The sequence below is a fragment of the Nocardiopsis sp. CNT312 genome, from assembly GCF_000515115.1.
Taxonomy (GTDB): domain Bacteria; phylum Actinomycetota; class Actinomycetes; order Streptosporangiales; family Streptosporangiaceae; genus Nocardiopsis.
Genome location: NZ_AZXF01000010.1, coordinates 141,180 through 158,954 on the forward strand (window position 1 = coordinate 141,180; position 17,775 = coordinate 158,954).

16 protein-coding genes are annotated in these 17,775 nt (G+C 72.2%); 9 read left to right on the forward strand and 7 right to left on the reverse strand.

The window, feature by feature from the left end; all coding sequences use genetic code 11:
• Positions 1–29 precede the first annotated feature (29 nt).
• Complete coding sequence (recG, locus tag B042_RS0102410; protein ID WP_028646894.1) at positions 30–2,228, reverse strand: ATP-dependent DNA helicase RecG; 2,199 nt, start codon at positions 2,226–2,228, stop codon at positions 30–32.
• A 361-nt stretch (positions 2,229–2,589) separates the two neighbouring features.
• On the opposite strand from recG, the gene rpmB reads away from it, so the two are divergent.
• A complete protein-coding gene (gene rpmB / locus B042_RS24640) occupies positions 2,590–2,775 on the forward strand; it encodes a 50S ribosomal protein L28 (protein WP_013151263.1) in 186 nt (61 codons plus the stop codon).
• Positions 2,776–2,847: 72 nt separating this feature from the next.
• Here rpmB and B042_RS0102415 read toward each other — a convergent pair whose 3' ends face one another.
• Both B042_RS0102415 and B042_RS0102420 read right to left on the reverse strand, forming a co-directional pair.
• The gene (locus B042_RS0102415) at positions 2,848–3,501 is read right to left on the reverse strand and encodes a cellulose binding domain-containing protein (RefSeq protein WP_028646895.1); all 654 of its coding nucleotides are present in this window, start codon (positions 3,499–3,501) and stop codon (positions 2,848–2,850) included.
• Positions 3,502–3,705: 204 nt separating this feature from the next.
• Entirely contained in the window at positions 3,706–4,689 is a 984-nt protein-coding gene (locus tag B042_RS0102420) for a thiamine-phosphate kinase (RefSeq protein ID WP_028646896.1), read from the reverse strand.
• Positions 4,690–4,806: 117 nt separating this feature from the next.
• Between B042_RS0102420 and B042_RS0102425 the strand changes: the two genes are divergently transcribed.
• Positions 4,807–5,040, forward strand: a complete 234-nt coding sequence (locus tag B042_RS0102425) for an Lrp/AsnC family transcriptional regulator (protein ID WP_028646897.1) — start codon at positions 4,807–4,809, stop codon at positions 5,038–5,040.
• A 31-nt stretch (positions 5,041–5,071) separates the two neighbouring features.
• Positions 5,072–5,530: a DUF3515 domain-containing protein gene (locus B042_RS0102430; protein ID WP_036553687.1), complete on the forward strand. Its 459-nt coding sequence runs from the start codon at positions 5,072–5,074 to the stop codon at positions 5,528–5,530.
• A 92-nt stretch (positions 5,531–5,622) separates the two neighbouring features.
• Here B042_RS0102430 and B042_RS0102435 read toward each other — a convergent pair whose 3' ends face one another.
• Positions 5,623–6,387 (reverse strand): DUF3105 domain-containing protein, encoded by a 765-nt coding sequence (locus B042_RS0102435; protein WP_028646899.1) that lies wholly within the window; start codon positions 6,385–6,387, stop codon positions 5,623–5,625.
• An 89-nt stretch (positions 6,388–6,476) separates the two neighbouring features.
• Here B042_RS0102435 and B042_RS0102440 point away from each other — a divergent pair, with 89 nt between their 5' ends.
• From B042_RS0102440 to B042_RS0102465, 6 genes are all read left to right on the forward strand, one after another.
• Positions 6,477–7,229, forward strand: coding sequence for a DUF305 domain-containing protein (locus B042_RS0102440; protein WP_036553689.1), 753 nt, complete (start codon positions 6,477–6,479; stop codon positions 7,227–7,229).
• A gap of 140 nt (positions 7,230–7,369) precedes the next feature.
• The gene (locus tag B042_RS0102445) at positions 7,370–8,815 is read left to right on the forward strand and encodes a cytochrome ubiquinol oxidase subunit I (protein ID WP_028646901.1); all 1,446 of its coding nucleotides are present in this window, start codon (positions 7,370–7,372) and stop codon (positions 8,813–8,815) included.
• A gap of 12 nt (positions 8,816–8,827) precedes the next feature.
• Complete coding sequence (gene cydB, locus B042_RS0102450; protein WP_028646902.1) at positions 8,828–9,862, forward strand: cytochrome d ubiquinol oxidase subunit II; 1,035 nt, start codon at positions 8,828–8,830, stop codon at positions 9,860–9,862.
• Between the two features lie 128 nt (positions 9,863–9,990).
• Entirely contained in the window at positions 9,991–11,736 is a 1,746-nt protein-coding gene (gene cydD / locus B042_RS0102455; protein WP_028646903.1) for a thiol reductant ABC exporter subunit CydD, read from the forward strand.
• Entirely contained in the window at positions 11,733–13,517 is a 1,785-nt protein-coding gene (cydC, locus tag B042_RS0102460) for a thiol reductant ABC exporter subunit CydC (RefSeq protein ID WP_028646904.1), read from the forward strand. The genes cydD and cydC overlap by 4 nt, the downstream gene beginning before the upstream one ends.
• A 211-nt stretch (positions 13,518–13,728) precedes the next feature.
• Entirely contained in the window at positions 13,729–14,598 is an 870-nt protein-coding gene (locus B042_RS0102465) for an EI24 domain-containing protein (RefSeq protein WP_028646905.1), read from the forward strand.
• On the opposite strand, the gene B042_RS0102470 is transcribed toward B042_RS0102465, so the two are convergent.
• The 3 genes from B042_RS0102470 to B042_RS21695 all read right to left on the reverse strand — a co-directional run bounded on the left by B042_RS0102470 (position 14,595) and on the right by B042_RS21695 (position 17,692).
• A complete protein-coding gene (locus B042_RS0102470) occupies positions 14,595–15,725 on the reverse strand; it encodes a D-alanine--D-alanine ligase family protein (RefSeq protein WP_028646906.1) in 1,131 nt (376 codons plus the stop codon). The genes B042_RS0102465 and B042_RS0102470 overlap by 4 nt on opposite strands.
• A gap of 111 nt (positions 15,726–15,836) precedes the next feature.
• Positions 15,837–16,904 (reverse strand): NAD(P)H-dependent glycerol-3-phosphate dehydrogenase, encoded by a 1,068-nt coding sequence (locus B042_RS0102475; protein ID WP_028646907.1) that lies wholly within the window; start codon positions 16,902–16,904, stop codon positions 15,837–15,839.
• A complete protein-coding gene (locus B042_RS21695; RefSeq protein ID WP_036553691.1) occupies positions 16,901–17,692 on the reverse strand; it encodes a 1-acyl-sn-glycerol-3-phosphate acyltransferase in 792 nt (263 codons plus the stop codon). The genes B042_RS0102475 and B042_RS21695 overlap by 4 nt, the downstream gene beginning before the upstream one ends.
• Positions 17,693–17,775 lie beyond the last annotated feature (83 nt).

The following is a 17,775-nucleotide window of genomic DNA, read 5'->3' on the forward strand; positions in this document are numbered from 1 at the left end:
GCCCCGAGCACCGTCCGAGCCTGCGGGGGTCACGCCTTGTCCAGGTACTCGGCCCGCTCCTCGGGCAGCAGCTCGTCGAGCGCCTGCGCCAGTGGCGGGTGGCCGGTGAGTTCGGGGTCACCGGCGACGTGGGCGGCCGCTTCCTCCCTGGCCCGGCCGATCAGTTCCTCGTCCTTGAGCAGAGTGAGCATCCGCAGGCTGGACCGTGCCCCGGACTGCGCCGCGCCCAGGACGTCTCCCTCCCTGCGCAGTTCCAGGTCCTTGCGGGAGAGCGCGAACCCGTCGCTCGTCTCGGCCACAGCGGCCAGCCGCTCCCTGGCCGCGGCCCCCTCCTCGGTATCGGTGACCAGGAGGCACACCCCGGGCAGGCTGCCGCGGCCCACGCGGCCCCGCAACTGGTGCAGTTGGGAGACGCCGAAGCGGTCGGCGTCCATGATGGCCATCACCGTGGCGTTCGGCACGTCGACGCCCACCTCGATGACCGTGGTGGAGACCACCACATCGGTCTCGCCTTCGGAGAAGCGCCGCATCACCGCGTCCTTGTCATCGGGGGGCATCCGTCCGTGCAGGACCTCCACGGTCAGGTCCGAGAGCGGCCCCTCGGCCAGGCGCCGTGCCACCTCCAGCACGGCCAGCGGCGGCCGGTTCCCGGTGCCGTCCCCGTCCGGCCCCTCGCCGACCTCCTCGTCCGCCGTCCCGGCGTCGTCGCCGATCCTCGGGCAGACGACGAAGGCCTGACGGCCCTGGGCTGCCTCCTCGCGGATGCGCTCCCAGACCCGGGCCAGGTGGCGGGGCTTCTCCCGTGCTGGGACGACATGGGTTCCCACCCCGGCGCGCCCCGCGGGCAACTGGGTGAGCGAGACGACGTCGAGGTCCCCGTACACGGTCATGGCGACGGTCCGCGGGATGGGGGTGGCGGTCATGACCAGCACGTGCGGCCGACCGTCGGCGGCCTTCTCCCGCAGCGCGTCGCGCTGCTCCACCCCGAACCGGTGCTGCTCGTCGACCACGACCAGGCCCAGGTCGGCGAAGGAGACGTGCTCCTCCAGCAGTGCGTGGGTGCCCACGACGATCCCGGCAGCTCCGGAAGCGGCGTCGAGCAGGGCCTCCCTCCGCGCCGCGGCACCCATCGACCCCGTGAGCAGCGCCAGGCGTGTGGCCCGCTCCGCGCCGTCGATCTGCCCGGCCCGTGCCAGCGGACCGAGCATGGCGCCGATGGAGCGGTGGTGCTGCTGCGCGAGGACCTCGGTGGGGGCCAGCAGGACAGCCTGGCCCCCGGAGTCGACGACCCTGAGCATGGCGCGCAGGGCGACGAGTGTCTTGCCCGCGCCCACGTCGCCCTGGAGCAGGCAGTGCATCGGGTGTGCGGCGTCCAGGCGTGCGGCAAGGCTCGCGCCGACCTCCCGCTGCCCGTCGGTGAGGGTGAAGGGCAGTTCCGCGTCGAAGGCGTCGAGGATCCCGCCGACCGCGCCCGGGCGGGGCTTGGCGGGCAGGCCCTCGGCGAGGTGCCGCCGCCGGGCCAGGGCGATCTGCAGGACGAACGCCTCGTCCCACTTCAGCCGTTTCCGGGCAGCGCCGATGTCGGGCCAGCCGGCGGGCTGGTGGACCTTGCGCAGGGCCTCCCCGACCCCGAGCAGCCCGTGCCGGTCGCGCACCCGGGGTGGGAGCGGGTCGGGCAGGTCCGCGGTGCGGGCGAGGGCCATCTCCACCCCGACCGCGATCCTCGCCGAGTCCAGCCCCTTGACCGCGGGGTAGACCGGGATGAGCTCTTCGGCATAGGCGCGGGCCCGTTCGCCCTCCTGTCCGTCCTCGTCGAGGAGCTGGTACTCGGGGTGGTCGAGTTGGCGGCGCCCCCGGTAGGTAGAGACCCGTCCGGAGAACATGGCCAGCCGTCCGGGCACGAGTGAGGTCTGGTGGTAGGCGCCCCGGTTGAAGAAGGTGAGGTGCAGCCTCCCCGTGCCGTCGGTGACGGTGGCTTCCAGCATGTCCATGCGCCGACGGCCCTGGCGCGCGGGGATGGTGCGCCGCTTGGCGTCCAGGACCCGGGCCTGCACGGTGACGTCCTCGCCCTCGGCCAGGGTCGCGAGGTCGGTCAGGTCCCCTCTGCGGTCGTAGCGGCGCGGGTAGTACCGCAGCAGGTCGCCGAGGGTGTGCAGCCCGAGTTTGTCCTTGAAGGCCCGTGCGGAGCCACCGAGGGCCCCGCGCAGCGGTTCGTCCCAGGTACTCACGTGTACAAAACCCCGTCCCGGCCGGTGCCGACTACTCGTTCCTCACGTTAGCCCGCCCCGACGACGGTCTCGGGGAGGGAGGACCCGGCGATCGCGCTATACTCGTCTGAGTTCATCGCGTTTTCGCCGTGCCCGCACGGCGGAACCGATGCTCCGGTGGGGTGCGGGTCTCCCGTGTCTGTCCCGCCAGGGTGGGTACACGCGCTGGTCTCGCGGGCGGCGATCCGCGCCCGACCTCGTTCTTCGTGTACTCTTCCACGGTTGGCGTCATCGTCAGCCCGTCCACCCGGCCCCTCTCGGCCGGACGACCCTTTTCGCGTGCGGCGACGTGCGCGATCCCGAGCGCTTGAATGGAGTTACCGTGGCTTCCGTCTGCGACGTCTGCGGCAAGGGACCAGGGTTCGGTAACAGTGTTTCCCACTCGCACCGTCGCACCCGCCGCCGCTGGAACCCCAACATCCAGACCGTTCGCACCCGCGTGGGCGGCACGCCCAAGCGTGTGAACGCCTGCACCTCGTGCATCAAGGCCGGCAAGGTGACCCGCTAGGGTTCCCGCTTCCGCAGCTCTTCGAGGGCCCCCGACCCCGGTCGGGGGCCCTCGTGCTCTCAGAACGATGTGTCACGGGGTGCAGACATGGCCGTTGAGGGAGCAGCGAACCGGGTCCTGCGCCGTTCCTCGGACGTCGATCTCCATCGTCGTCGAGGCACCGGAGGCGAGGTCGGTGCCGCCCGCGGGGCGGCGGGCGAGGATGCCGTCCTCGAAGTGCTCCCACTCCGCGCCGCGGACCTCGGTGACCCGCGCGGACGCGAAGGCCAGCGCGAGCTCCCAGCCCTCCAGCCGCACCAGGGAGCTATTGGTGACGGTGATCCGGGCCGTGAAGCCCTCGGCGTCTGCGGCGGTGATCTCGTAGCCGACCATGATGGGCTCGATCCCGGCCTGGACCTCGTCCTCACCGCCCTCCGACGGGGACACCGCGCCCCCGTGGTCCGACGCACCCTCCGTGGGCCGGACCCCCTCCAGTGACCCGGGAGCCTCGGTCGCGTCGGGGTCGGACCCGAACTGGAGGTAGATCTGGGTGGTGCTGTAGCCGAACAGGAGCAGGCCGAGGATGACCCCGGAGACGACAAGGACGTTGGTGATCCGCGGCGGCTCGACGCGTTTGGGGACCGTGCTCTCCATGAAGCCGACGATCCGTCGCAGCACGCCGGCGTCGGGCTGCACGCTCCGGTGCATGCCTCGGCGGGAGACGTGGTGGGAACCGTGACGCCCCATAGACCGCCTCTCGACGCTGCTCCGCTTCTCTGTCTTGCCGGGAGCGGGCTCCTGCTGCGGCAGGCTCCCCCCTCGGGTCCTACCTCGTACGGGATCTTCCGGGGCGCCTCACGCTTCGGGGCGCGGGCGGAGCGCCCGGAGAGCGGCGCGAGCCGCGATGCCAAAGCCTAGCGCGATCACCAAACAGGGCCAATCCGGAATGGTTCACCGCTGCCGGAAATGGTCCCATCCGCGCAATCGCGGAACACGCCCGCCCACGGTCACGGGGTCGGTACCGGGCTCCGTCGTCTCCTCGACGGTGCCCAGGCGGGTCCACCCCGCGGGGAGCCCGTCCCCCGGAGGGAAGGTGGCGGCGAGCGCGTGGTCCTCCCCTCCCCCCACCATGAGTTCCCTGGCGGCCGCCTCGGCTTCGGTCCGGTCCGCTCCCAGCGCGAGGACCGCCTCCAACAGGGCAGGGGCGGGACGGAGCGCGGAGGGGACCAGGTCGATCCGGACCCCGCTGGCACGGCAGACGTGCCCGAGGTCCTGGACGAGTCCGTCGCTCACGTCGAGCATGGCGGTGGCCCCGGACCGTGCCGCGATCGGCCCCTGGGCGTAGGGGGGGCGAGGCCTGCGGTAGGCGGCCAGGCACTCCTCCGGGCCGTCGGCCCCCTGTTGCAGGAGGGCCAGACCGGCCGCGGAGAGGCCGAGGCGGCCGTAACAGGCCACGGCGTCCCCCGGGCGGGCGCCGTCCCGGCGTACGGGGGCCCGCCCTTCGAGGTCGCCCAGAGCGGTGATCCCGATCGTCAGGGTCTCCGAGGAGACCGTGTCCCCTCCCACGACCGCGCCGCCCGCGAGCGAGCACTCGTCGGCGGCCCCGGAGGCGAACTCCTCGGCCCAGGAGACGGGCAGGTCGGGCGGGGCGGCGAACCCGACGAGCAGCCCGGTCGGGCGGGCACCCATGGCCACGACGTCGGCGAAGTTCTGCGCGACGGCACGGTGGCCGACGTCGCGCGCCGACGACCACTCCCGCGTGAAGTGGCGCCCCTCCACCAGCATGTCGGTCGTGGCAACCGTCCGGCCGTCGGGTGAGGCCACGACCGCCGCGTCGTCGCCGGGGCCGAGAATGACGTCGTCGGTCGTGGGGAGTCCGCCCGTCACGCGCGCGATCAGAGCGAACTCGCCAAGACCCCCAATGGTGCTCAACACAGGGACCAGGGTACGGTGACGCTCCGAAGCAATGGTCTAGACCCACGTTCGTCACAGGCCGCGGCCCGCGGCCCCGGTGGCCGACCTCCACGCCCGGCGGAACACAAAGGAGTGCTCATGGTGCAGGCCTACATCCTGATCCAGACCGAGGTGGGGAAAGCGGCGGAGGTGGCCGGACACGTGCGCGGCCTCGAAGGGGTCGATGAGGCACACGACGTGACCGGCCCCTACGACGTCGTCGTCCAGGCGCGCGCCGACGACATCGATGCTCTCGGAACCCTGGTCGTGGCCCGGATTCAGCGCTTGGAGGGCATCGCCCGTACTCTTACGTGTCCCATAGTCAATATCTGACGGGCCGAGTGGATCGGGGTTGCTGACAGTGATGAGACGGGGTTTCGGGGCGGCGTGTGCCGTCGCCTTACTCACCGCCGGGTGCGGAGCCGCGAACGTGCAGATAGAACCGCCCCGGAGCGACGGTACGACCATGGAGGTCTGTACCGAGTTCGTGTCCGCGCTCCCGGACACCCTGTTGGGCACCGAGCGGGCGACCGTACGCCCGGACACCGGGGTGACGGCCGCCTGGGGCGACCCGCCCATCGGTGTGCGCTGCGGTATCCCCCGCCCCTCGACGCTCTCCCCCGACTCCGCACTCCAGGAGGTCGACGGTGTGCTCTGGCTCCCGCAGCCGGAGGACGAACCGACCCTGTTCATCGCGGTGGGCCGGACCGCCTACGTAGAACTGATGGTGCCGCCCGCCTACGGCCCCCCGGCCGCGGCACTGACCACCCTGAGCGCTCTGGTCGAGGAACACGTCCCGGCCCAACCGGAGGGCAGGCTCTGACGCGGTACCGCGTTCGGGGAGACTTCGAGCGACACGGGGCCGCCGACGTCGGCGGCCCCGTGTCCGTGTTCCGAGAACTCGGAGGCGGTCGGCTACTCCTCCTCGGACGCCTCCTCGGAAGGCTCCTCGCTCGCTTCGGCGTCGGCCGACCCCTCCGGCTCCTCGTCCGCGCCGGAGCCGTCGTCCATGGTCTGACCGCCGAGGGAGCCGCCGGTTTCGAGCGCGGCGTCGACCTCCGCGGCGGTCTGTGACACCCCGCCGGAGCACGCGGCACCGGGCTCGGGCACGTCCCTGCCGCGCTCGTAGACGGTGACGAACTTGCGCAGGTCGTCGTCGTCCGCGGTCTCGACGGCCACCTGGCGGCCCCAGCTGGAGGCGACGATGGGGGCCTCCATACCACCCTCGTAGGGGCTGACCACCAGGTAGTCGCCCGGGTTGTACATACCGGTAAGCAGGTCGACCTGCTCCTGGTCCAGTTCGGGGTCGTAGTTGATCCAGACCGCGCCGTGCTCCAGGGAGTGGACCGCGAACTCGGGGGTGACGGGCGCGGGGTAGACCCCGCAGTTCTGCCACCGGTTCCAGTGGTTGCCGCCCACCGGGGGAAGCTGCTCGTAGTCGACGCGCTCGCCATCGGCGACGTGCTGGTAGGAACCGACCTCGTACTCCTCCAGACCCGCGATGTTGCGGTCGCGGATCGCCATGACGATCAGGAAGGCCAGCAGCCCCACGACCAGTACGACCGCACCGACGGTGAGGGAGGTGTTGCGCACCTTGCGCCGCTTCTCAAGCCTGCGGCGTTCCTCTCGCAACTCTGCTGCTTTGCGGCGACGCTCCTCCGCCGTCTTCTTCTTGGCCACGGGGTCTCCTGGTACAGATGTGGTCGAATGGGGGCGTATCTATCCTCTACTTTGACAGTATCGTTGCCCGATCCGACCAGGATGGTCCTATGGGACACACAAGCGAGATCGCCTCCGACCCGGACCTGGAGCGCTCCCCGGAGGCCCCGGAGGAGAACGCGCCCGGCCGCGGAGGCTCCGAGGGGGACGGGGGGCGTCCCGTGTCCCGCGGCTCCGGGCGCTTCCTCCCGCTGTGGATCGCCGCGGTCCTGGTCGTCCTCGCGCTCTGCGGGGGCTACCTCCTGGGCCGCCCCTCCTACCCGCTGGACACCAGTGCCGACGCCGGGTTCCTGAGGGACATGAGCTCCCACCACGCCCAGGCCGTGGACATGTCGCTGATCATCCTCGACAAGACCGACGACCCGGACCTGCGCACCATCGCCACGGACATCGCGCGGACCCAGCAGGCCCAGATCGGGATCATGCAGGGGTGGCTGACCGCCTGGGGGCTCAATTCGCGGGGTACCCAGCCGCCCATGACGTGGATGGTCGCCGGCGGGCACGACCACGGTGCCGGGCCGGGCGAGGTCCCGGAGTGGATGCCGGGCCTGGCCACCCCCGAGGAGATGGCGGCGCTGGAGGCCGCCGAGGGGGTGGAGGCCGAGGTCCTGTTCCTAGAGCTGATGATCGCCCACCACGAGGGCGGGATCGAGATGGCTGTGGCCGAGGCGGACCTTGGCGGCCAGGACCTGGTCGTGGAGTTGGCCGGCGGCATGGCCGACGCCCAGGAGAAGGAGATCGTCCTGATGGAGGGCATGCTGGCCGACCGCGGCGTGGACACGAACGGCACCCCGGCGGACTGAGCCGCCCGCCGCCGACCCGCGCGCCGCCCCCGGGAGTCCTCCCGGGGGCGCTCGCTTTGTCCCGGGGTCGGGTATCGTGACGACACGGCGTAGGACTACAGTTTGTAGTACTACGGCGAGTCGGAACCTGAGAGGCGGGTATGGAAGCCCTGGATCTCGCGAGGTGGCAGTTCGGGATCACCACGATCTACCACTTCCTGTTCGTCCCCCTGACCATCGGCCTGTCCCTGATCGTCGCCGTGCTCCAGACGCTCTGGCACCGGACCGGCAGACACGAGTACCTGCAGGCCACCCAGTTCTTCGGCAAGCTGTTCCTCATCAACTTCGCCATGGGCGTGGTCACCGGGATCGTGCAGGAGTTCCAGTTCGGCATGAACTGGAGTGAGTACTCCCGCTTCGTCGGAGACGTCTTCGGCGCCCCGCTCGCGATGGAGGCCCTGCTCGCCTTCTTCCTGGAGTCCACCTTCATCGGCCTGTGGATCTTCGGCTGGCACCGCCTCCCGCGCAGCGTCCACCTGCTGTGCATCTGGGCCGTGGCCGTCGGCACCAACCTGTCCGCCTACTTCATCCTGGCCGCCAACGCCTGGATGCGCCGACCGGTCGGCTACACGGTCAACGAGGAGACCGGCCGCGCCGAGCTCACCGACATCTGGGCCGTGCTCAGCAACGACCAGGCCTGGTCCACCTACCTGCACACCGTCTCGGCCGCGTTCATCACCGCGGGCCTGTTCGTCGTGTGCGTGAGCTGCTACAAGCTCTGGCGCGACACCGCGCACGGCGACACCGGCACCGCGGGCACCGCACCGCCCGCGGGCGAGCGCGCCCTGTTCCTCGGCACCCTCAGGATCGGTCTGGTGTTCACGCTCCTGGCCGGGCTCGTGGTGACCGTCACCGGCGACCACCAGGCCAAACTCGCCGCGGAGTACGAACCGATGAAGCTCGCCGCCGCCGAGGCGCTGTGGCACACCGAGGAGGGCGCGGACTTCTCCGCCTTCGCAGTCGGTGACACCGGCGCCCGGTACAACCCCGTCGACGTCACGGTTCCCAACGTGCTCAGCTTCCTGGCCACCGGGCACTTCGACGGCGAGGTGCACGGGATGAACGACCTCCAGGAGGCCTACGAGGAGTACTACGGCCCCGGGAACTACATCCCCAACGTGTTCGTCGTGTACTGGGCCTTCCGGCTGATGATCGGCCTGGGGCTGGCCGGCGTCGCGGTCGCCGCCCTCGGCCTGCTCCTCACCCGGGTCGGCACGCGACCGCCGCGGCAGCGCTGGTTCTACTTCCTGGGGATGGCCGCCCTGCCCGCCGCGCTGGCCGCCAACATCCTCGGCTGGGTTCTCACCGAGATGGGCCGCCAGCCCTGGACGGTCCACGGCGAGCTGCTCACCGCGGCCAGCGTCTCCCCCGGGGTGAGCCTGGCCACCGTGGCGACGAGCCTGGCGGCCTTCACCGCCCTCTACGGGATCCTCTTCGCCGTCGAGGTGGGGCTCCTGGTCAAGTACGTCAAGGCGGGCCCCTCCCACCTCGTCCCCGCGCTGGAGGACGGCGAGGACGAGGCCCGCATCCCCCACTTCAGTTACTAGGAGCCCGGGACCATGGAACTGGCCGTCATCTGGTTCATCGCCATCGCCGTCCTCTGGACCGGCTACTTCGTCCTGGAGGGGTTCGACTTCGGGGTGGGGATCCTGCTGCCGTTCATGGGCAGGCGCGACTCCGTCGACCGCCGGGTCGCCCTCAACGCGATCGGCCCGGTCTGGGACGCCAACGAGGTGTGGATGATCACGGCGGGCGGCGCGATGTTCGCCGCCTTCCCCGCCTGGTACGCCTCCCTGTTCAGCGGGTTCTACCTCCCGCTGCTGGTCATCCTCGTCGCCCTCATCCTGCGGGCCGTGGCCTTCGAGTACCGGGGCAAGCGCGACGACCCCGTGTGGCGCGCGCGGTGGGACCGGGCGATCGTCTTCGGCAGCGCCGCCCCCGCGTTCCTGTGGGGCCTGGTGTTCGCCGACGTCGTCCGGGGCGTGGCCATGGACTCCGACCACATCGTCACCGCCGGGCTCCTCGGACTGCTGCACCCCTACGCCCTGCTGGGCGGGGTGACCACACTGTCCCTGTTCACCCTGCACGGCGCCGTCTTCCTCACACTCAAGACCGACGGTCCGGTGCGGCTCCGGGCCCGGCGCGCGGCCGTGGGCGCGGCGTGGGCGGCGGTCCCGTCGGGGACGGCCTTCCTGGCCTGGACGCAGATCGCCCACGGCGCGGCGTGGACCCTCCCTGTGGTGGCCGCGGCCGCCGCCGCACTGTTCGGGGCGGTCGCCGCGGCCCGGCTGCGGCGCGAGGGGCTCTCGTTCACCCTCACCGCCGTGACCGTGGTCGCCGCCTCCGCCACGCTGTTCGGATCGCTGTTCCCGAACGTCCTGCCCTCCACCACCGACCCGGCCTTCAGCCTGACCGTGTGGAACGCCTCGTCCGCCGACTACACCCTCACCGTGATGTCGTGGGTCGCGGTCGTGTTCCTCCCCCTGATCCTGCTCTACCAGGGGTGGAGCTACTGGGTGTTCCGCAGGCGCGTCACCGGTGAACAGATCACCGGCACCAGCGCGGACGGTCCGAAGGAGGCCTCGGCCTCCTGATCGCCCCGGCCCGTCCGAAGGCCCTTCCGGTCCCGGCTGTGGACAGCCGGACCGCAAGGGCCGATCCGCGGCATCATCGAAGGGACGGGCATCCGTGAACCGTCCCGGACCCGCTGAGGAGACTCCGAGTGAAACCCCTGGACCCGCGCCTGGTCCGCGCCGCCGGAGCGGTCCGCCTCCATCTGGCCGTCTCCGTGGTCAGCGGCGTGCTCATCACAGGGCTGATCCTGCTCCAGGCCTGGCTGCTCGCCCGCGTCATCACGGGCGCCTGGGCCGGGGAGGGCCTGGCCGCCCTGGGACCAGCGATCACCGCGGTCGCCGGGGTGGCGGTGGCCCGGGCCGTGCTGTCCTACGCGGCGGAGGCCTCCGCCCTGCACAGCGCCGCGCGGACGAAGTCGCAGCTGCGCCGCCGCCTGGTTGCCCACGTGACCGGTTCCGGGAGGGTGTGGACCGCCGAGCCCGGCGACGGGCACGGCTCCCCCAGAGCCGGGGAACTGGTCACCCTGGCCACCCGGGGGCTGGACGCGCTGGACGACTACTTCGCCCGCTACCTGCCCCGGCTCGTGCTCGCCGCGATCGTGCCGCTGGCGGTCCTGGCGGTGGTCTTGCGGGCCGACTGGATCTCGGGCGCGGTCATCGCCCTCACGCTGCCGCTGATCCCGGTCTTCATGGCGCTGATCGGGATGTACACCCAGGAGCGCACCGAGCGGCAGTGGCGGCTGCTCAGCCGTCTGGGCGGCCACTTCCTCGACGTCGTGGAGGGCCTGCCCACCCTCGCGGTGTTCCAACGCGCCAAGGCGCAGGCCGCGCTCATCCGCCGGGTGGGCGACGCGCATCGCAGCGCCACCATGGGCACCCTGCGCATCGCGTTCCTGTCGGCGCTGGCCCTGGAGGTGCTCGCCACCCTGGCAGTGGCGCTGGTGGCGGTCGAGGTGGGGCTTCGGCTGCTGGGCGGGCACATGGACTACCAGACCGCCCTGCTGGTGCTGATCCTGGCCCCGGAGGCCTACCTCCCGCTGCGCGAGGTCGGCGCCCGATTCCACGCCAGCATGGAGGGCGTGGCCGCCGCCGACCAGGTGTTCGCCGAACTCGACCGCAAGCACGGTTCCCCCGTCTCGGGCGGGACCCGCACCGGCGCACCCCCCGAACCCGTCGGGCGGCCCCACCCCGCAGCCGCGGGAGACCTCCGCCTGGAGGGTGTGGGGGTACGCTACCCCGGCCGCGACGCCCCCGCCCTGTCCGGGCTGGACCTGAGCATCGCCGCGGGGGAACGCCTCCTGCTCACCGGACCCAGCGGCGCGGGAAAGACGACCCTGCTCTCCCTGCTGCTGCGCCTGCACGCCCCCACCGAGGGCCGTGTCCTCCTGCGCCCGCCGGGCGGCGCGTGGACCCCCCTGGAGGAGGTTCCCGCACAGGACTGGCGGCTCGGCGTCGCCTGGGTCCCCCAGCACCCCTACCTGTTCGACCTGTCGGTGGCCGACAACATCAGGCTCGGGGCGCCGGAGGCCCCCCTGGAGCGGGTCCGCGAGGCAGCGCGGCGGGCCGAGGCGGACGCGTTCATCACCGGGCTTCCGCAGGGGTACGACACCCGGCTCGGCGAACGGGGCGCACGGCTCTCGTCCGGGCAGCGGCAGCGGATCGCCCTAGCCCGGGCCATGCTCCGCGACGCCCCGCTCGTCCTGCTGGACGAACCCACCGCCCATCTGGACCCGGAGAACGCCGCGGCGGTGCGCACCGCCGTCGTCCGCCTCCTGGAGGGCCGCACCGGTGTCATCGTCACCCACGACGCCGCGTGGGCCCGCCAGGCCCTCTCCGGCGACCTCAGGGTCGTGGCCCTGCCCGCACCAGCCCGGGAAGGACGGCTTTCGCGATGAGCACCGAACGGCGCGGCCCGCTCCTGCGGATGCTCGCCCTGGCCCGGCCGCGCGGCGCGCGGTTCGCACTGGGCGTTCTGCTGGGCACCGCCGCCACCGGGGCCGGGGTCGCACTGCTGGCCGTGGCCGCGTGGATGCTGGCCACGGCCGCCGACCACCCCCCGATCACCGCGCTGGGCGTGGCGGTGGTGGCCACCCGGGCTCTGGGGGTCGGCCGGGGCGTGGCCCGGTACCTGGAGCGCCTGGTCACCCACGACGCCGCCTTCCGCGCCCTGGCCGAGGTGCGGGTGCGGGTCTACGAGCGGCTGGCCGCCACCGAGCCGTTCGGCCGCTTCCGGTCGGGCGACCTGGTCTCCCGCCTGGTCAACGATACCGAGGCCACCCTGGACCTGCTGGTGCGCGGGCTGGCCCCGCCACTGGTGGCGGTGGTGACCGGGGCGGGAACCGTCCTGTTCCTGACCGCGGTGTACGCGCCCGGCGGCGTCCTGCTGGCCGCGGGTCTCCTCCTGGCCGGTCTGGCGGTGCCGCTCACGGCGGCCGCCCTCGGCAAGAGGCCGGGGCTGCGACAGGCCCGGGCCCGGGGCGAACTGTCGTCGGCGCTCGTGGACACCCTGCACGGCGCTCCGGACCTGGTGGCCTACGGGGCGATGGAGCGCCAGGTGGCCCGAGTGGCCGACGCCGACGCCGAACTGACCCGGATGGCCCGGCGCGACGCCGCGGTCCTGGGGTTCGGGGCCGGAGCGAGCGCCCTGGTCACCGGGCTGACGGTGGGGGGCGCGCTGCTGCTGGGCGTGGCCGCGGTCGACGGGGGCGGCCTGGACGCGGTGTCGCTGGCCGTGCTGGTGCTGACCACGCTGGCGGCGTTCGAGATCGTCGCCCCGCTGCCGGAGGTCGCCGCCCGGCTGGGGGCGATCCGCGCCTGCGGGGAGCGGCTGTTCGGTGTACTGGACGCACCGCCCTCGACCGCCGAGCCCTCCCGCACCGGCTTGTCTCCGCGTCCCGGGGCCGCCGCCGTTCGGATACGGGGCCTGCGGGTGCGCTACGGCCCCGGCGAGCCCTGGGCACTGGACGGGGTGGACCTGGAGGTCCCCGAGGGGGCGACCGTCGCGGTCCTCGGGCCGAGCGGTGCGGGTAAGAGCACGCTGGCTTCGGTGCTGCTGCGTTTTCGCGACCCCGACGACGGGCGGGTCGAGGTCGGCGGCGCGGACGTGACCGCCTACCCGGCCGACGAGCTGCGCGCCGTGGTGTCGGGGGTGCCGCAGGACCCGCACGTGTTCGCGTCGACGGTGCGGGAGAACCTCGCCCTGGCCCGTCCGCGTCCCGTGGACGCGCCGCCCCCCTCCGTGGACGGGGAGGGCCGGGACGAGCCGTCCGGGGACGGGAACGCCGACCTGTGGGAGGCGCTGCGCCGGGTGCGGCTCGCCGACGAGGTGGCCGCCATGCCGGAGGGACTGGACACCCGGGTGGGCACCCACGGGCGCGGGCTGAGCGGCGGCATGGTGCAGCGTCTGGCGCTGGCACGCGCGGTGCTGGCCGCACCGGGGGTGCTGGTGCTGGACGAGCCCACGGCGCACCTGGACCCGGACACGCGGGACGCGGTGATGGGCGATCTGCTGGACGCCGCCGAGGGGTACTCCACCCTGCTCATCACCCACGACCTCACGGGGCTGGAGCGGGTGGACCGGATCTACGTGGTGCGTGAGGGACGGGTGATCCAGGAGGGCACCCACGAGGAGTTGTCGCAGCGGGAGGGCTGGTACCGGAGCGTGCTCCCGGGGTGAGCGCACGCCGGTGCGGATCCCACCCCGCAGAGGCTTCCCGCCGCCCTGTACGGAGGCCGTGCCGTCAAGCGGAAGCGAGAGCACACGCCCAGCCTAGGCGTTTTCCGGAAAGGCGCCGGAGAACGAACCCACCCGCCTGCGGAACGTATCCGGACGAGTACCCGCGAACCGCCCGGCTGACACCGGGGCACCGATCCTCTAGGGTTCCCCCGTGGGTAACTGGGTTCGGGAATTCCTCGGCGGCGCGGGCCTCCTGCCGCGCGGCCTGTTCATCCTCGCGCGCCGTCCGCGCATGCTGCTGCTGGGGGCGCTCCCCCCGCTGATCACGTCCGTGCTGTTCCTGTGGGCCTTCGCGGCCCTGCTGTTCCACCTGCCCGGCCTGGCCGCCTGGGCGACGCCCTTCGCCGCCGACTGGGATGAGAACCTGCGGGGGCTGCTGCGCCTGGCCGTCGCCCTGGGGATCGGCGCGGGCGCGGTGGCGGCCATGGTCGTCACGTTCACCACGGTGACGCTGACCCTGGGGTCGCCGATCTACGACAAGCTCAGCGAGATGGTCGAGCAGGAGCTCGGGGACGCCCCGGAGGGCTCAGACGAGCCGCTGCTGGCCTCGATCGTGCGGGCGCTGCGCCAGGCGCTGGCGATCGTCCTGGCGTCCCTGGCGGTGACCCTGGCCGTGTTCGTGATCGGGTTCGTCCCGGTCGTCGGCCAGGTGGCCGCCCCGGTCCTGGCGGCCACCCTGGGCGGCTGGCTGCTGACCATCGAGCTGCTGGGGAGCGCCTTCGACCGCCGGAACATGCTGTTCATCCGGGACCGGCGCCACCACATGCGCACGCGGCGGATGCGGGTGCTGGGGTTCGCCGTCCCCACGTACTTCCTGCTGGCGGTCCCGTTCGTGGCGATCGCGGTGTTCCCGGCCGCCGTCGCGGGCAGCACGATCCTCGCCCGGGACCTGCTCGGGGCCCCGTCCCAGCGTCCCGTACACGGTCCCAGGGCACCGCTGCCCCCGCAGGCACCGCACGGATCCCCGCCGCGGAGCGGCCCCGGGGTTCCGGGACCGCACCACGGTCCGGGGTGGCGCTAACGCAGGCCCGGTGACCGGCGCAGGGCGGTGGCGAGCATCCGCTCCACCAGTGCCGCGTAGTCGACACCGGTGGCCTCCCACATTTGCGGGAAGGCCGAGGAGGGGGTGAACCCGGGCATCGTGTTCAGCTCGTTGACGAGGATCTCGCCGTCGGCGGTGTAGAAGAAGTCGACCCGGGCCAGGCCCTCGCAGCCCATCGCCTCGAACACGTCGGCGGCCATCGCCCGCAGGCGGGCCGTGGCCTCCTCGGGGATCCCCGCCGGGATGGTGAGGCTGCTCGTGGACAGGTACTTGGCCTCGAAGTCGTAGAAGTCGAACCCGTCGGCGACGTGCACCTCGGCCGGCAGGGAGACGTCGGGAACCCCGCCGTCCTCGGACTCCAGCACCCCGCACTCGATCTCGCGCCCGACCACCTGCGCCTCGACGAGGACCTTGGGGTCGTGCTCGCGGGCGGCCTCGACCGCGGCGGACACGGAGTCGAGGTCGGAGGTGTCGGGCACCTTGCTGATGCCGACGCTGCTGCCGGCGCGGGCCGGCTTGACGAACACGGTGTCGCCGAGGGCCCGGATGTCGTCGAGCGCCTTCTTGCGCTCGCGCTCGGTCCGCCACTGCCGGTCGGTCACGGCCACGTAGTCGCTGGTGGGGATGGCGTTGCCGGAGAGCATCGCCTTCATGAACACCTTGTCCATGGCGGCGGCGCTGGAGAAGACCCCGGCGCCCGCGTAGCGCACGCCCATCATCTCGAACAGCCCCTGGATGGTGCCGTCCTCGCCGAAGGGCCCGTGCAGGAGCGGCAGCACCGCGTCCACCCGGGGCAGGCGCTCCGCCCGGCCGTCGGGGGCGAGGCACAGCAACTGCCCAGCACCGTCGAAGGACAGCGCCAGGTCCGCGCCGTCCTCGGGTACGGACGGCAGTGCGCTGGTCCCCGGGTCGATCCTGAGCCGTCCGGGGTCGGACGAGGCCAGGACCCAGTGGCCGCTCTTGGTCACCCCGACGGGCACGATCTCGTAGCGGTCGTGGTCGACGGCGGAGAGGACGCTGCCCGCCGTGACACAGGAGATCTCGTGCTCGGAGCTGCGACCGCCGAAGACGACCGCGACCCGAGTCTTGCGCTGCTCGGACGACATGCTGCCTGACCTTATCTCGCCTGTAGGAACCGGAACAGGGAAAATACCCGTTTCATGTAAGTTTCCGCCACCGCGCACCGTGGGAAGGGCCCTCCCCACGGTCACCGGTCCCTAGACCCCGTAGCGCTCGGGTTTGGCGCTGCGTGCCATGAAGGCCACGAGCGCCTCGGCCGGGGACAGGTCGTGGTGCATCATCTTGACGACGGCCTCGGTGATCGGCATGTCGACGCCGTTGCGCCAGCCGAGTTCGAGGATCGACTCGGAGGACTTGACCCCTTCAGCCGTCTGCCGGGTCTCGGCGATGACCTGTTCGAGGGTCTTGCCCGCGCCCAGTTTCTCACCGAAGGTCCTGTTCCGCGACAGAGGCGAGGAGCATGTCGCCACGAGGTCACCCATACCGGCCAGGCCGGACAGAGTGTGCTCGTCGGCGCCCAAAGTCACGGCCAGACGTGTGGTCTCGGCCAGTCCCCGGGTGATCAGGGACGCCTTGGTGTTGTCCCCGAGCCCCATGCCCTCGGCCACGCCCACGGCCAGGCCGATGACGTTCTTCATCGCGCCGCCGATCTCCACACCCACCAGGTCGGTACTGGTGTAGGGACGGAAGTAGGGTGCCTTGAACAGCCCCTGGAGACGGACCGCCGTCGCCTCGTGCGGGCAGGCCACCACGGCGGTGGCGGGCTGGCGTTCAGCGATCTCCCGGGCCAGGTTGGGTCCCGAGACGGCGGCGACGCGCTCCCCGGGCAGCTGCAGAACCTCGGCGATGATCTGGCTGACGCGCAACTGCGTACCCAGCTCCACGCCCTTCATCAGGCTCACGATCACGGCGTCCCCGCGCAGGTGCGGATGCCAGCGCACGAGGTTCTCCCGCAGTGTCTGGGACGGTACCGCGAGCACCACCACGTCCGCCCCGGCGAGCGCCTCGGCCTCGTCCGCGGTGGCTCGAAGCCGGGGATTCAGCGCGATACCGGGAAAGTAGTCCGGGTTCTCCGAGGTCTCGTTGATCGCGGCCACGACCGCCGCCCTGCGGCCCCAGAGGAGGACCTCGGCCCGTGGAGCGTCCCGGTTCTCCCGGCGCGCCTCAGCGGCCGCGTCCGCGACGATGTTGGCGAACACGGTTCCCCAGGAGCCGGCCCCGAGAACGGCGATCTTCACCTTGTCGGTCCCCTTCAGCACCGTCATGCCTGCGCGCCGCTCCTGCCGTTGTCGTCCTCGTCGGTGTGCTCGGCCCGGCGATCGGCCTCGGCCGCCTCGATACGGGCCCGCTTCATGTCGTAGGGGATCGCGGGCGGGCTCTCCCCGCGGATGTCCGCCTGCAGCGCGGTGATGTCCGCCATGATGGCCTCGGTCGCCTCCGCCAGAAGCGAGGCGGTCAGCGGCCTGCCCGCGAACCGGGACAGGTCCACGGCGGGCCCCGCCAGGAACTCCACCCGCTTGGGCGGGAAGAGGTTCACCCCCTTCTTCCTGTAGGGCAGGATCCTGTGCTCGCCCCAGTGGGCCACCGGCACGACCGGTACGCCGGTCGTCAGGGCCAGGCGGGCCACACCGGTTTTGGCGGTCATCGGCCACAGGTCCGGGTCACGGGTGCAGGTGCCCTCCGGGTAGAAGACCACCGAGGACCCGTCACGGGTGAGCGCCAGTTCGGCCTCCTTGAGCGCCTTCACGGCGTCGGCGCCGCCCCGCCTGACAGGGATCTGGCCGGTGCTCCTGGCCACGGCGGACACCACGGGAACCTTGAGGATGGAGTCCTTCATCGTGAAGGTCGGCCATCGGCGCGCGCCGATGTAGAGGTAGTGCGCGACCGTCAGGGGGTCGATCGTGGACAGGTGGTTGGCCGCGATGATCACGCCGCCCTCGGCCGGGATGTGCTCGGTTCCCCGCCAGACGGGTCGGGTGATCAGCCGCAGGACCGGGCGGACGATGGACGCCGCGACCGCCTTCACCCACTGAGATTCTCGTTGCTTGGCCACGGGACTCCTCACTTCATCGCTCCCGGCCCGATACGGACCCGGAGCACAGCCGGTTCAGTGTAGGCCGGGTCCGGCACCGCCCC

What these genes read in the sequence shown, in the direction of transcription:
- B042_RS0102440 (WP_036553689.1), top strand. Translation starts at nt 6,477, where the DNA reads ATGGGACACACAAGCGAGATCGCCTCCGACCCGGACCTGGAGCGCTCC.
- B042_RS0102425 (WP_028646897.1), top strand. Translation starts at nt 4,807, where the DNA reads ATGGTGCAGGCCTACATCCTGATCCAGACCGAGGTGGGGAAAGCGGCG.
- B042_RS0102430 (WP_036553687.1), top strand. Translation starts at nt 5,072, where the DNA reads ATGAGACGGGGTTTCGGGGCGGCGTGTGCCGTCGCCTTACTCACCGCC.
- cydB (WP_028646902.1), top strand. Translation starts at nt 8,828, where the DNA reads ATGGAACTGGCCGTCATCTGGTTCATCGCCATCGCCGTCCTCTGGACC.
- B042_RS0102470 (WP_028646906.1), bottom strand. Translation starts at nt 15,725, where the DNA reads ATGTCGTCCGAGCAGCGCAAGACTCGGGTCGCGGTCGTCTTCGGCGGT.
- B042_RS0102415 (WP_028646895.1), bottom strand. Translation starts at nt 3,501, where the DNA reads ATGGGGCGTCACGGTTCCCACCACGTCTCCCGCCGAGGCATGCACCGG.
- B042_RS0102475 (WP_028646907.1), bottom strand. Translation starts at nt 16,904, where the DNA reads ATGACGGTGCTGAAGGGGACCGACAAGGTGAAGATCGCCGTTCTCGGG.
- B042_RS0102445 (WP_028646901.1), top strand. Translation starts at nt 7,370, where the DNA reads ATGGAAGCCCTGGATCTCGCGAGGTGGCAGTTCGGGATCACCACGATC.
- cydC (WP_028646904.1), top strand. Translation starts at nt 11,733, where the DNA reads ATGAGCACCGAACGGCGCGGCCCGCTCCTGCGGATGCTCGCCCTGGCC.